This window comes from Streptomyces sp. NPDC056231 (genome assembly GCF_048270745.1).
Taxonomy (GTDB): domain Bacteria; phylum Actinomycetota; class Actinomycetes; order Streptomycetales; family Streptomycetaceae; genus Streptomyces.
On record NZ_JBLVKW010000001.1, the window covers coordinates 246,114 to 258,862 of the forward strand.

The 12,749-nt window shown below is 70.5% G+C and carries 8 protein-coding genes and 3 tRNA genes; 5 read left to right on the forward strand and 6 right to left on the reverse strand.

Annotated features, from left to right (window positions below):
* Window positions 1-55 precede the first annotated feature (55 nt).
* Window positions 56-1,576, forward strand: a complete 1,521-nt coding sequence (locus ACNPQM_RS01145; RefSeq protein WP_418082583.1) for a GAF domain-containing protein — start codon at window positions 56-58, stop codon at window positions 1,574-1,576.
* Here the strand turns inward: ACNPQM_RS01145 and ACNPQM_RS01150 are convergent.
* Window positions 1,554-1,985 (reverse strand): Lrp/AsnC family transcriptional regulator, encoded by a 432-nt coding sequence (locus ACNPQM_RS01150; protein WP_358858953.1) that lies wholly within the window; start codon window positions 1,983-1,985, stop codon window positions 1,554-1,556. The genes ACNPQM_RS01145 and ACNPQM_RS01150 overlap by 23 nt on opposite strands.
* Window positions 1,986-2,529: 544 nt before the next feature.
* Here ACNPQM_RS01150 and ACNPQM_RS01155 point away from each other — a divergent pair.
* Together ACNPQM_RS01155 and ACNPQM_RS01160 are read left to right on the forward strand one after the other, a co-directional pair.
* The gene (locus tag ACNPQM_RS01155; RefSeq protein WP_418082464.1) at window positions 2,530-4,005 is read left to right on the forward strand and encodes an acyl-CoA synthetase; all 1,476 of its coding nucleotides are present in this window, start codon (window positions 2,530-2,532) and stop codon (window positions 4,003-4,005) included.
* Between the two features lie 116 nt (window positions 4,006-4,121).
* Window positions 4,122-4,922 (forward strand): VOC family protein, encoded by an 801-nt coding sequence (locus tag ACNPQM_RS01160; protein WP_418082465.1) that lies wholly within the window; start codon window positions 4,122-4,124, stop codon window positions 4,920-4,922.
* Between the two features lie 180 nt (window positions 4,923-5,102).
* Here the strand turns inward: ACNPQM_RS01160 and ACNPQM_RS01165 are convergent, their stop codons facing one another.
* The 5 genes from ACNPQM_RS01165 to ACNPQM_RS01185 form a co-directional block, all read right to left on the reverse strand.
* Window positions 5,103-6,380 carry an MFS transporter gene (locus ACNPQM_RS01165; RefSeq protein WP_418082466.1) on the reverse strand — a complete coding sequence of 426 codons (1,278 nt, stop codon included), beginning with the start codon at window positions 6,378-6,380 and terminating at the stop codon, window positions 5,103-5,105.
* A gap of 121 nt (window positions 6,381-6,501) precedes the next feature.
* The gene (locus ACNPQM_RS01170) at window positions 6,502-8,385 is read right to left on the reverse strand and encodes an ABC transporter ATP-binding protein (RefSeq protein WP_418082467.1); all 1,884 of its coding nucleotides are present in this window, start codon (window positions 8,383-8,385) and stop codon (window positions 6,502-6,504) included.
* A 1,813-nt stretch (window positions 8,386-10,198) separates the two neighbouring features.
* Window positions 10,199-10,272, reverse strand: a tRNA-Ile gene (locus ACNPQM_RS01175).
* 211 nt (window positions 10,273-10,483) lie between these two features.
* Window positions 10,484-10,556: transfer RNA gene (locus tag ACNPQM_RS01180), tRNA-Asn, on the reverse strand.
* Window positions 10,557-10,561: 5 nt separating this feature from the next.
* Window positions 10,562-10,634, reverse strand: a tRNA-Asn gene (locus ACNPQM_RS01185).
* A gap of 181 nt (window positions 10,635-10,815) precedes the next feature.
* Between ACNPQM_RS01185 and ACNPQM_RS01190 the strand changes: the two genes are divergently transcribed.
* Together ACNPQM_RS01190 and ACNPQM_RS01195 are read left to right on the forward strand one after the other, a co-directional pair.
* Entirely contained in the window at window positions 10,816-11,121 is a 306-nt protein-coding gene (locus ACNPQM_RS01190) for a YtxH domain-containing protein (RefSeq protein ID WP_418082468.1), read from the forward strand.
* Between the two features lie 60 nt (window positions 11,122-11,181).
* The gene (locus ACNPQM_RS01195; protein WP_418082469.1) at window positions 11,182-12,627 is read left to right on the forward strand and encodes an FGGY family carbohydrate kinase; all 1,446 of its coding nucleotides are present in this window, start codon (window positions 11,182-11,184) and stop codon (window positions 12,625-12,627) included.
* Window positions 12,628-12,749: the final 122 nt, after the last annotated feature.

Here is a 12,749-nt window from a genome sequence, read left to right on the forward strand (position 1 = left end):
CGCGGCGGACGGGCCGGCGGCAAACCGCTCCAGCGGCGAGCCTCCCGGGCTGCCGATGCTGCTGGAGGCGGTGCTCGGCGTCCGAACCGATCTCGAACTGCGGGCCACGCTCGCCCAGATCGTGGACAGCGCCACCGCGCTCACCGGGGCGCGGTACGGAGCGCTCGGCGTCCTCGATCCCGAGGCCGGCACCATCACCGAGCTGTTCACCTCCGGTCTGACCGACGCCGAGCGGGAGCGCATCGGCAGCTTCCCGGACGGGCACTCGGGGCTGCTCGGCGTGCTCATCGACCATCCGCAGCCGTTGCGCTCCGACGACCTGACCGCCGATGCGCGCTCCTCCGGTGTGCCGCCCGGCCATCCGACGATGCGTTCCTTCCTCGGGGCTCCGATCCGGGTGCACCACGAGGTGTTCGGCAATCTCTATCTCACGGAGAAGAGCACCGGGCATTTCACCGATACGGACATGGCGCTGATCCAGGTTCTCGCCTCACAGGCCGGGATCGCGATCGGCAACGCCCGGCTGTACGAGACGGCCCGGCAACGGGAGCGCTGGATCGAGGGTGCGGCAGCCGTCACCACGGCCCTGCTGAGCGGCACGAACGCGGCCGACGCGCTCATGACCGTCGCCGAGCGGGCCAGGATCCTCGCCGACGCCTCGGCCGGGGTGATACTCCAGCCGACCGCGGACGGCGGCATGGAGATCGTCACCGCTTCCACGCTCGACGACCCGGCCGGCATTGTCGGCACCGCCATCGAGCCCGGCTCTCCCGTACTGGTGCAGCTGCTGGGCGGTGAGCCGGTCTTCATCGACGACTCGGCGACCGATCCGCGGATGACGACGCATGTACGGACCCGGTTCGGTCCCAGCATGATGCTGCCGCTGCAGAGCGGCGGGCGGCTCATCGGCACCCTCGCTCTGCCCCGGCGGCGCGGCGGCGCGCCGTACACGGCGGTGGACCGGCTGCTGGCCTCCCAGTTCGCCTCGCAGGCGGCGCTCGCCTTGGTGCTGGCGGACGCCCAGCAGAACAGGGAACAGCTCGCGGTGTACGAGGACCGTGACCGGATCGCCCGCGATCTGCACGATCTCGTCGTCCAGCGGCTCTTCGCGACGGAAATGATGCTCGAATCGACCCGCCGCCGGGCCGTCGCGCCGGAGACGGACGAGCTGCTCAGCCGGGCCGTCGACGAGCTGGACTCCACCATTCAGGAAGTGCGGACCGCGATCTTCGCCCTCCAGCAGCCGCCTGCCGAGGCGCCCTCCACCTTCCGCGGCCGGGTGCTGCGGGAGACCGGGGGCGCGGCCGCCGTGCTCGGATTCCAGCCGTCGGTGCAATTCTCCGGGGCGGTGGACGCCCTGGTGCGGCAGCCGGTGGACCAGCAGCTCCTCGCGGCGTTGCGGGGCGCCCTGGCGGCGGCGCACCGGCGGGCCGGAGTGTCGGCCATAGAGGTGGAGGTGGATGCGACTGTGCGGCTTCCGGACGGACGGTCCGCGGTCCGGCTGCTGGTTGCCGACGACGGGCGCACCGAGGACGGCTCGCGCTCGGCGACCGTCACCTGGCAGGCGCCGCTCTGAGCGCGACCCGGGTGCTGGAGTGGGCGACGCCCGCCTCGTGCTTGAGCCTGCGCAGAAGTCCGTCCAGGGCGGCGGTATCGGCGACCGTGGCGCGTACGAGATAGTCGTGCCCGCCCGTCACATGCACCACTTCGGTGATTCCGGGCAGCGCGAGCACCGCGCGTTCGAACACTTCGTTGCTCGTGTCGATACGCAGCGTCACATCGATGAAGACCACCAGGCCCGTCCGGGTGTCGGCGGCCGGGTCGATGATCACGGTGAAGCCGCGGATGACGCCGTCCCGGCGCAGCCGGCGCACCCGGTCGGCCGCGGCGTTGGCGCTGAGGCCGACCCGTACCCCCAGATCGCGATACGAGATCCGTGCGTCCTCCTGGAGGACGCTGAGGATTTCCCTGTCCAGACGGTCCATACCGCGATTGTCGCAGCTTGTGGCGGATTGCGACTGCGGAGACCTGGCGCTGGGTTCCCGTGCCCCACAAGGTGTACGTCCTCGGGCCCACCGCTGCTGTCCGTCGGTTCGCCGGGGCGGATCCCGGCAGGAGCGCTCACCGGCCAATACGGCGCCCGGCCGATGCTCCCGCTGGTCTCGGCGCTGACCAGCGGGACCGGCTGAGGGCTGTCCCGTCGTCCCCGTCGTCCCCGGCGGATCGGCGCGCGGCGTCGGACGCGTGCGTCGCGGCGCGGAGGGGCCTCCCACAGGGAGTCGGGAGCCCACTCCCTGTCGTGGGGGACGCCGCCAGTGCTGCGACCGGAAAGGTTCACCGGCTCGCGACGCCCGGCACTTCCCCGAGCTCTCGGCTTCGCTCGAGCAGGGGAGACCCCATCCCTCGCCGCGTTGTCGCATCCCCCGAGTACGTCCGGTACGAGGGCGATCCTCCGCCTTGCGATGCACCGCACCGGACGCCGCGAGCTTCCGGGCAAACCTTTCCGGTCGCAGCACTAGGGTCGGAAGGGTGACTCCTCTTCTGCCTGCGCTCCAGGACGGTTCCAGCCCGGCCGCCTCCCGGGAAGCCGTCCGGTTCGGCGGACGCTCCCTGACGTACGCACAGTTGGCCGCGGCCTCGGACGCCCTCGCCGCGCGGCTCGCGGGCACCGGGCGGGTCGCCGTCTGGGCCACACCGACCCCGGAGACCGTGGTCGCGGTGGTGGCGGCGCTGCGGGCCGGGGTGCCCGCCGTGCCCCTCAACCCGAGGACGGGCGAGCGGGAACTGGCCCACATCGTCGCCGACAGCGCCCCGTCGGCGGTGCTGGCCGGAGCGGGCGACGTGCTCCCGCCCGCGCTGCGCGCGCTGGACCGTACGGATGTCGACATGTCGGCAACGGTGGCGAGCGGCGCCGGCTTCCCCGAGCCCTCCGCCGAGTCCCCCGCCCTGATCGTCTACACCTCCGGCACCACGGGCCCGCCCAAGGGCGCGATCCTGCCGCGCCGGGCGATCGCCGCCTCCCTGGACGCGCTCGAGGACGCCTGGCAGTGGACCGGCGACGACGTCCTCGTCCACGCCCTGCCGCTGTTCCATGTGCACGGTCTGATCCTCGGCGTCCTGGGTCCGCTGCGCCGGGGCGGTTCGGTGCGCCATCTGGGGCGGTTCTCCGCCGAGGGTGTGGCCCAGGAACTGGGGTCCGGCGGCACGATGCTGTTCGGCGTACCGACGATGTACCACCGGCTGGCCGAGACCCTCGGTGACAGTTCGGCGACGGACGCCGCCGGGCTGGCGAAGGCGCTCGCAGGAGCGAGGCTGCTGGTCTCGGGGTCGGCTGCGCTGCCCGTCCATGACCACGAGCGGATCGCGGCGGCGACCGGGCGCCACGTCGTCGAGCGGTACGGCATGACGGAGACCCTGATGAACACCGGTGTCCGTGCGGACGGCGAACCGCGGCCCGGGACGGTCGGCAAACCCCTGCTCGGCGTCGAACTCCGGCTGGTCGAGGAGGACGGCACCCCGCTTGCCGACCCGACGGCCGAGGGCGCTGTGGGCGAGATCCAGGTACGCGGCCAGAACGTCTTCACCGGCTATCTGAACCGCCCGGACGCGACGGCGGCCGCGTTCACCGAGGACGGCTGGTTCCGTACGGGCGACATGGCGACCCTCGACGCGGACGGCTGTGTACGGATCGTCGGCCGCAAGGCGACCGACCTGATCAAGAGCGGGGGCTACAAGATCGGCGCGGGCGAGATCGAGAACGCGCTGCTGGACCACCCGGGCGTCCGCGAGGCCGCCGTCACCGGGGAGCCGGACCCGGATCTGGGCGAGCGGATCGTCGCCTGGGTGGTGCCGTCCGATCCGGGCGCCCCGCCCGCGGAGGCCGAGCTGGCGGACCACGTGGCGGCTCAGCTCGCCCCGCACAAGAGGCCGCGCACGGTCCGTTATCTGGAGGCGCTGCCCCGCAACGACATGGGCAAGATCATGAAGCGGTCGCTCGGTGCGTAGGCGGCCGACGCGCGGCAGGCGATCGCGGCACCCGACGGCGAGTCCACCATGCGGGGCGACGAATGGCTGGTTAGCGTGAAAAACGGGACCAATCATCGAGTCAGGAGCGCAGAGTAATGGCCGCAGAACCTGAGGGCACGCCGTGCTGGGCGGACGCCATGTTCACCGATCTGGAGGGGGCGAAGAGCTTCTACGGTGACGTGCTGGGCTGGACCTTCAGCGAGGCGTCGTCGGAGTTCGGCAACTACACGCAGGCGTACGCGAACGGCAAGGCGGTGGCCGCCGTCGTACCGCCCATGCCCGGCCAGGAGGGCCAGTCGGCATGGTGCCTGTACTTCGCGTCGCCCGACGCCGCCGCCACCGCCACGAAGATCCGGGACAACGGCGGCGAGGTGCTGATGGACCCGATGCAGGTCGGCGACTTCGGCACGATGCTGCTGGCCCGCGATCCGAGCGGTGTGACGTTCGGCGTGTGGCAGGCGGGGCAGCACAAGGGATTCGAGGCCAAGGGCACGCCCGGTGCGTACTGCTGGTCGGAGGTGTTCACCCGGGAACCCGCGACGGCGGACTCCTTCTTCCCCGCCGTCTTCCCGTACAACGTGAAGCAGATGAAGGACGAGGCGATCGACTTCTCCATCTACGACCTGGGCGCCGACCCGATCATGGGGCGGATGAAGATGACGGACGACTTCCCGCCCGAGGTCCCGCCGTACATCAACGTGTACTTCACCGTCGAGGACTGCGACGCGGCGGTGGCGAAGGCGACGGAGCGCGGGGCGATCCTCCGGTTCGGTCCGATGACCAGCCCCTTCGGCCGGTTCGCCGCACTGAGCGACCCGCAGGGTGCGGCGTTCTCGGTGATCGACGTCAAGACGACCGGGGGCGACATGCCGGAGTTCTCCAACTCGACCGCCTGAGCGGCGGCACAGTCCGGCCGTCCGGCCCACCGGCAGCCGGTCACAGCCAGCCGGTCGCTGTCTGTCGGCGACCGGCTGCTGTCTCTGCCCCTCCACTTGGCTCCGTACCCAACCGCGCAGAAGCGAGAGCGCTGCTTCGGACCGCGAGCCCCGCACTTGGACGGTATGGCGTCCGACCGGTCACGGCTGCGGATCACGCGCGTCGTACCGGGTGAACCCGCGCCACCTCAGCGCGAGCAGCGACACCGCGACCACGCATGCGATCCCGCCCCCGGTGACCGCCACCGCCGGGGACGTCAGGTCGGCGACCGAGCCCGCCAGAAAGTCGCCGAGCCGCGGCCCACCGGCCACCACCACGATGAACACGCCCTGCAGCCGCCCGCGCATCTCGTCCGGCACCGCCGCCTGGAGCATGGTGTTGCGGAAGACCATCGAGATGGTGTCCGAGCATCCGGCGAGCGCCAGCAGGATCAGCCCGAGCCAGAGCTGACGGGTCAGCCCGAAAACGGCGATGGCGCTCCCCCAGCACATCACCGCGACGATCACCGCCAGCCCGTGCCGCCTGATCCGGCCCAGCCAGCCGGAGAACACCCCGCCCAGCAGCGCCCCCAGCGCCGGAGCAGCGACCAGCAGCCCGGTGGTTTTCGCGTCACCGCCGAACCAGACCACGGCGACGACCGGGAAGAGGGCCCGCGGATGGGCGAGGACCATGGCGCACAGGTCGCTGAAGAAGGTCATCCGCAGATTGGGCCGCGCTCCCAGGAAACGCAGCCCGTCGGCGACGGAGGCCCGCTTCTCCCCGCTCCCCTTCCCCGCACCCTCCCCGCGTTCGGGAAGCATCGGAGGCAGCCGCCACATCGCATACAGCGAGGCGGTAAAGGTGACGGCGTCGACGCTGTACGCGGCCCGGTACCCCCACCAGCCGACGATGAGCCCGCCGAGCATCGGCCCGACCAGTACACCGGTGGTGCTGGTCATGGAGTTGAGCGCATTGGCGGCGGGCAGCTGCTCGGCCGGCAGCAGCCGGGCGATCATCGAGCTGCGGGCCGGTGAGTTGAGCGCGAAGCAGACCGCCTGAAGGGCGACGACCACGTACAGCAGCCCCACCTGCTCCACCCCTGCGACGGTGGCGGCGACCAGGGCGACGGAGAGCACGAACGAACCGGACGAGCTGGCCAGCCCCAGCTTGCGACGGTCGACGGTGTCCGCGACGGCACCGCCGTACAGACCGAAGACGACCAGCGGCAGGAACGAACAGATTCCGATCAGCCCGACCGAGAAGGCGGATCCGGTGATGTCGTACACCTGCAGGGACACGGCGAGCGCCGTCATCCCCTGCCCGATCCAGGAGACCGTGTTCCCGAACCAGAGCCTGCGGTAGTCGAGCGAGGTCCGCAGTGGGGTCAGGTCGGCGAGTATGCGGAGGCGCTGGGCGGGTTCTTCGCTCGTTTCGGTCACAGCGGATGGTAACGACCGGCCCCCGCCCGCCTTCGCCCGGAGCTGCCCTGGCCGCCGAAGCCGGGGCCTGCCGTCCGGCGCGGACCGGCACGCCGGGGCTCACCCGCTCACCCGCTCCCGCTCACTGCCAAAAAACCTCTGACGTGCCGGCAGCAGGGCGGGCGACACCGTTCCGCGGCGGGGGCTGGGCGGAGAACAGCGTGGCGTACAGACCACTCCGACCGAGAAGTTGCGCATGCGTGCCCGACTCCACCAGCCGGCCCTCGTCCAGCACCAGAATGCGGTCGGCGTCCGAGGCCAGGGCCAGATCGTGGGTGATCACGATGGTGGTGCGCCCTTCGGCAAGGCGCCGCAGCGGTCCGAGGATGCGCTGAGCGGCCACGGTGTCCAGCCCCGTGGTGGGCTCGTCGAGCAGCAGAACGGGCGCGTCACGCAACATCGCGCGGGCAATGGCGACGCGCTGCAACTGGCCTCCGGAGAGCCGGGCGGTTCCGGGGGAAATGACGGTGCCGTAGCCATCCGGAAGGGCCCTGATGAAGCCGTCGGCGTCGGCTGCCCGCGCGGCATCCACGACATCACTGTGGGTGGCGCCGGGACGTCCGCAGCCGATGTTCTCCTCGATGGTGTCGTGCAGGACGAGTGTGTCCTGGGGAAGGAGCGTGATGTTCCGGCGGAGGTGGGTGAGCGGCATCCGGTCCACGGACACGCTGTCCAGTCGGATGCTGCCGGAGTCGGGATCGTAGAACCTCAGCAGCAGGGACGCCAAGGTCGACTTGCCCGCGCCGCTGGGGCCGGTGATGACCAGCAGCTCCCCGGGGCTCGCGGTGAAGGAGAGGTCGCGGAGAACCGGCTCGCTGTTGCCGGGGTAGCGGAAGGAGACCTGGCGTGCTTCCACCTTGCCGAATGCGCGGCTGCGGACGGGCACGGGCACCGAATCGGCCGGGTCGGTGACGGCGGGCGGGGCGTCGAGGATCTCCAGCAGCCGCTCGGCAGCGGCAGTCGCAGCGGTGGCCGTCAGGCCGAGCTGGCCCAGCGAGCGCACCGGTGGGTAGAGGTAGCCGATGAAGGCGGCGAAGGCCAGGAGCTGTCCCAGGGTCATCCGTCCTGCGGCGATCTCCCATGCCCCCAGACCGATGATCGTCAGGATGCAGAGCGTTTCGAGGACCTCCACGGTCTCGGCGTAAAGCGCGGTGAGGCGGACGCCGGATACCGCCGCCTTCAGCCGCTTTCGCGCCTTGTCCTGGAGCCGTTCCTCCTCGTCCCGCTGCCTGTTGTACGCCTGGGTCAGAACGACGTTGACCAGCGTCTCCTCGACCACTGCCGTGATGGCACCGTCCGCTGCGCGTCCTCGACGGGACACCTCACGCAGACGCCCCGTGAACATGCGGGTCATGACGAAGAAGAGCGGGACCAGGACAAAGGTGGCGAGGGCCAGATCCCACCGCAGCCACAGGGCGGCGGCGGAGAAGAAGATCGTGCTGAAAAGGGCCGAGGCCACCCCGACGATGCCGGAGACCACGAGCTGCTCGATGGCTTCCACGTCGCCGGTCAGTCGTTCCACCAGGTCACCGCGGCGGTTGCGCTGGAAGAAGTGCGGCGGCAGCGTCTGGAGATGCGAGAAGACCCGCGCCCGTAGCCGCAGTACAAAGCGTTCGGCGGTCCAGGCCGCGAGCGAACTGCCCAGATACCCCACCACCGCACCGAGGGCGGCGACGGCGAACCATTGACCGGCGGGCTTCCAGAAGGCGCTGACGGAGCCTGTCTGCAGGGCCTTGTCGGTGAGTTGGGCAAAGAGCAGGATCGTCACGGTCTCGGCGATCGCGGCCATGACGGCGAACAGACAGATCAGGACGATCCAGCGCCGGTCCCCCCGCGTCAGTGGCCAGAAGCGCCGGAACGAGACGGCGATACTGATGGGATCGGTGCGGATCGGCACATCAGTGGCCGAGTACTGGGTCGGCTCGTCAGGGCGGGCTGCATGCCGGGGTGAGCTGCGGAGGCTCATGGGCGTCACGTCACAGGGGTGCTCGGGCTATGGTCCGTCGCCATAGACGCAGGCCCCAACACTTCGAGGCGGACCCGCGCGGAAGCGCGAGCCAGCCTCGAAGCAGTTGGGATGGAGGATGTACGGTCAGTAACCGCACCACCCGCCGCCGCGACCATATCCGCGGCCGAATCCACGGCCTCCGCGGCCGAATCCGTATCCGCCGCCTCCGCGACCGAATCCGTATCCGCCGCCTCCGCGGCCGAATCCGTATCCGCCGCCTCCGCGGCCGTAGCCTCCGAAGCCCCGGCCCCTGTCTCCGCGGAAGATGCTGCGTGCGTTCATCTCCGGCTCCTAACGAGGTTGATGTGCCGCCCCTTGCTCCAACTGCGGCACCTCCGAGATTACGACCACCCCCAACTCGCAACAAGTCGGGCAAGAGCTGATTCAGGCGAAACTTACGAAATGCCCCGAATTCTCGGGCTTTGCCGGGCATGACTCCCCGGCACACCCCTCCCGTACCGCCCGCCGGCGGGCCGTACGGGGCCCTCGCTGAATCGACCTGACGGTGCCTCGCCGGGCGAGGCGCACCTGACTGGGCATCCGCACACTCCCCGAAGCATGCATATACCAATGACATATTCGTTTGGCATATGCGCAACTCTCGGCCATCCCCTTGTGCGCACCGAGCGGCACACCAACCAGGCTCACCGACACGGTTTCTGACGGTTCAAGGCACGGGAGGTTCCGACCGCATCCCGGCCGACCCACACCACGGCACCCCGGACCGCAGCGCCGCATCGGCACCCACCGGGCCGGTTCGGGCGAGCAACGCGCAACCGCACGGCGCGACTTCCTCGTGACAGCTCATACCGTCCACCCCCCGTTGTGGGGTGCTCGGCCGCGCAAGGACGCCCCGCGACCTGCGGTGACGCACCCCGGGACGAACACGCAGGGCGTCACTCCGCCACCGGCCGCACATCGCCCCTTCGGGCCCGCGGCACCACGCCGCGGCCCGCTCCCCCATCGCGAGTTCGGCCTTCCTCAGCAAGGACGTGCAGGCATCCGGGGCGAGCAGGATCGTGGAGTGGCGCAGCGACTCCTTAATAACGTGCAGGTCGCCAAATAACGTGCAGGCCGCCGTCGCCCCGACGCGTGAGGGTCGCCCGCCCTCTGCTCGGCGGCATGCGCAGCTCCCGCGTCAGCTCCTGGGCAACGCCTCGGGCGGCCTCGGCCTCCGGCCAAGCAGACCCCCTGCCCACCGGGGGTCCGCGACGGTCCGCTCCCACGCCGCCTTGCGGAGCCGACGGATCCGGGACTCCAGGCGCCCATGCTTCCGCAGGAGCGTCAAGGCCCAGTCACTGGTCGTAGGCTCGCCGTTCCACGTTTCTGCGACCTCCAGCAGCAGGACCGTCCGGCCGGGCGGGTGCCGGTACCCCTCCCGGCAGGCTCAGCCCCGTCGCGTCGCCCGGCACGCCATCCCCCAAGGCATTGAGGGCCAGGGGGACCCCCTTCCGCGTCGGCCAAAAAGCCTGGCAGTTCCTCCCCCGAGCTCCCAGCTTCGTTCGAGCAGGGGAGACCCCACCCCAGGACCTCCGGCCGTCTTGCGATCGCATGCGCCGGACGGCGCTCCTCATGGGGTAAACAGTGCCAGTCACGGCACCAGTGCGACCCGCTGTTCGAGGGAAGCCACCGGCGCGCCTCCCTGACGCCATCGACATTTCGGCCGACTATGGGGCGAGCGAGCGATCACGAGGGACACGCAGAGGCCCCCGCGGACGCGGGGGCCTCTGCGTTGTTCCAGGTCAAACGCTTCCGCCAGGAACAGTGAACGTGGGGCGGGTGGGACTCGAACCCACGGCCGACGGATTATGAGTCCGCTGCTCTAACCGGCTGAGCTACCGCCCCTTTTCGGCGTGGCGCGTACAAGTGTGCGCGCCGTCTGCCGCAGCATAGCCGGTCATACGATCTCTCGCTCCGGATGGTCGGCTTCGCATGACCATGAAGACAGAGTCGGCCGCCGGCCGCTTCCGAACAGCGGAAATCAGACGCGAAAGAGTCCGCGTCGGCTCCGGCCCGGCACGCGAAAGAGGACCCCGAAGGGCCCTCTTCCGTTCCGCTCCCCCGACTGGACTCGAACCAGTAACCCTCCGGTTAACAGCCGAATGCTCTGCCAATTGAGCTACAGGGGATCGCGCTCCCCCGACTGGACTCGAACCAGTAACCTGCCGGTTAACAGCCGGCTGCTCTGCCAATTGAGCTACAGGGGATTGCTGCGTTGCACCGAACCTTACCTGCCTGGCTACTGCCGGGCGGCGCGCGTTCGCTGCGACACATACATTAGCGCAAGCAGGGGGGTGCTTTGCCAATCGGTATCGCGCGGGGTGATCTCGGGCGCCGACGGGTAGGCGGGCAGCACACGTCGCACGGAGCAGGAGAAGGGTGGCAACCATGCGGTACCGGCTCACGTTCATCGCCGGACTGGCCCTCGGTTACGTACTCGGCACACGGGCCGGACGCGAGCGCTACGAGCAGATGAAGAAGTCCGCACGCCAGTTCGCCCAGAATCCGGCCGTGCGCAACAGCGCCGAGTCTGCGGCGCAGACCGGCCGCGAGTTCGCCGGCAAGGCGTACCACGCAGTGAGCGACAAAGTAGGGGAAAAGATGCCCGCCTCGGTGGCCGAGCGGATGCGGTCGCTGCGGGACCGGAGCCGGGGGCAGGGCATCGAGGACGACTGGGGCACCAGCAACACGTAACCGGGCCGGCCGGCCCTCCATCCGTACGGGAATGGTCCGGCGGTGCGGCAGAATCTCCCCATGGGCATAGTCGCCGGCTTGGACAGTTCTTCGGCCTTCACACACATCGTCGTCTGCGATGCGGACACTGGTGCCGTACTCCGGCAGGGGTACGCCGCACATCCCGTCGAGGCGAAGGCCACCGAGGTGGACCCGCAGGCGTGGCTGCTCTCGCTCGGTGAGGCAGCCACCGGCGGGCTGCTCGAAGGTGTGCAGGCCATCGGTGTCTCCGCGCAGCAGCACGGTCTGGTGCCGCTGGACCAGCAGGGCAATCTCGTCCGTCCGGCGCTCCTCGGCAACGACAAGCGGGCGCAGGTCGCCGCGGCCGATCTGGTCGACGGGCTCAGCGGGCGGCAGGCCTGGGCCGAGGCGGTCGGGGCTGTCCCGCAGGCCGCGCAGCCGGTGTCGAAACTGCGGTGGCTGGCGCGGAGCGAGCCGGATTCGGCGCGGCGGGTCGCCGCGGTGCTGCAGCCGCACGACTGGCTGGTGTGGCAACTGCTGGGCCGGCCGAGCCGGCGGACCACCGACCGCGGTGCAGCGTCCGGGACGGGGTACTGGTCGGCCAGGACCGGTTCGTACCGGCCCGATCTGGTGGAGCTCGCGCTCGGACAACAGGCGGCGCTGCCGGAGGTGCTCGGTCCCTCCGATGCGGCCGGGACGACGCCCGAAGGGCTGCTGATCTCGGCCGGGACCGGCGAGACGATGGCGGCGGCGTTCGGACTCGGGGTCGGGGTCGGCGATGCGGTCGTGTCGCTCGGAGCCTCCGGTTCGGTCATGGCGGTGCACCACGAGGCGCTGTCCGATCCGACCGGGATCATCACGTCGTTCGCGGATGCCACCGGGATGCATCTGCCGGTCGTGCACACACTCAATGCGGTGCGTGCGCTGCGGGGCTCCGCCGAGATGCTGGGGCTGGAGAGCCTGGAGGAGCTGTCCGCGCTGGCGCTGAAGTCGACGCCGGGCGCCTCCGGACTCGTACTCCTGCCCTATCTGGAAGGCGAGCGCACGCCCCATCTGCCGCACACCGCGGGAACGCTGAGCGGGCTGCGGCGCGAGTCGATGAAGCCGGAGCATCTGGCGCGGGCGGCGTTCGAAGGGATGCTGTGCTCGCTGGCCGACGCCCTCGATGTGCTGCGCGGCCGTGGAGTCGAGGTCCGTCGGGTGTTCCTGCTGGGGGCGGCGGCCGAACTGCCGGCCGTGCAGGGTCTTGCCCCCGCGCTGTTCGGTACACAGGTCGTCGTACCGCAGCCGGCCGAGTACGCGGCGCTGGGCGCCGCCCGGCAGGCGGCCTGGGCGCTCGGGGTCTCTCAGGGGACGCTCGATCCGCGGACTCCCCCGGCCTGGCAGGGTGCGGCGGCCCAGGTGCTGGAGCCGGGCGAGGAACTGCCGGTCGGCCAGGCGGTGCGGCAGCAGTACACCGCCACGCGGGACCAGTTCTACCCCGGGGCGTTCGACTCCACGCTCTGAGCCGGGCGCTCTCGGTGACATAGGCCGGTCCCCGGTCGGAGGTTCGCTCTCCGGCGGGTGGACCGGGTCCCGTTTTGACCTGGGCTTGAGGAAAAACGTTCGCGGTCACACCGGTCCTTGCC

What these genes read in the sequence shown, in the direction of transcription:
- ACNPQM_RS01145 (WP_418082583.1), top strand. Translation starts at nt 56, where the DNA reads ATGCTGCTGGAGGCGGTGCTCGGCGTCCGAACCGATCTCGAACTGCGG.
- ACNPQM_RS01150 (WP_358858953.1), bottom strand. Translation starts at nt 1,985, where the DNA reads ATGGACCGTCTGGACAGGGAAATCCTCAGCGTCCTCCAGGAGGACGCA.
- ACNPQM_RS01160 (WP_418082465.1), top strand. Translation starts at nt 4,122, where the DNA reads ATGGCCGCAGAACCTGAGGGCACGCCGTGCTGGGCGGACGCCATGTTC.
- ACNPQM_RS01170 (WP_418082467.1), bottom strand. Translation starts at nt 8,385, where the DNA reads ATGAGCCTCCGCAGCTCACCCCGGCATGCAGCCCGCCCTGACGAGCCG.
- ACNPQM_RS01190 (WP_418082468.1), top strand. Translation starts at nt 10,816, where the DNA reads ATGCGGTACCGGCTCACGTTCATCGCCGGACTGGCCCTCGGTTACGTA.
- ACNPQM_RS01195 (WP_418082469.1), top strand. Translation starts at nt 11,182, where the DNA reads ATGGGCATAGTCGCCGGCTTGGACAGTTCTTCGGCCTTCACACACATC.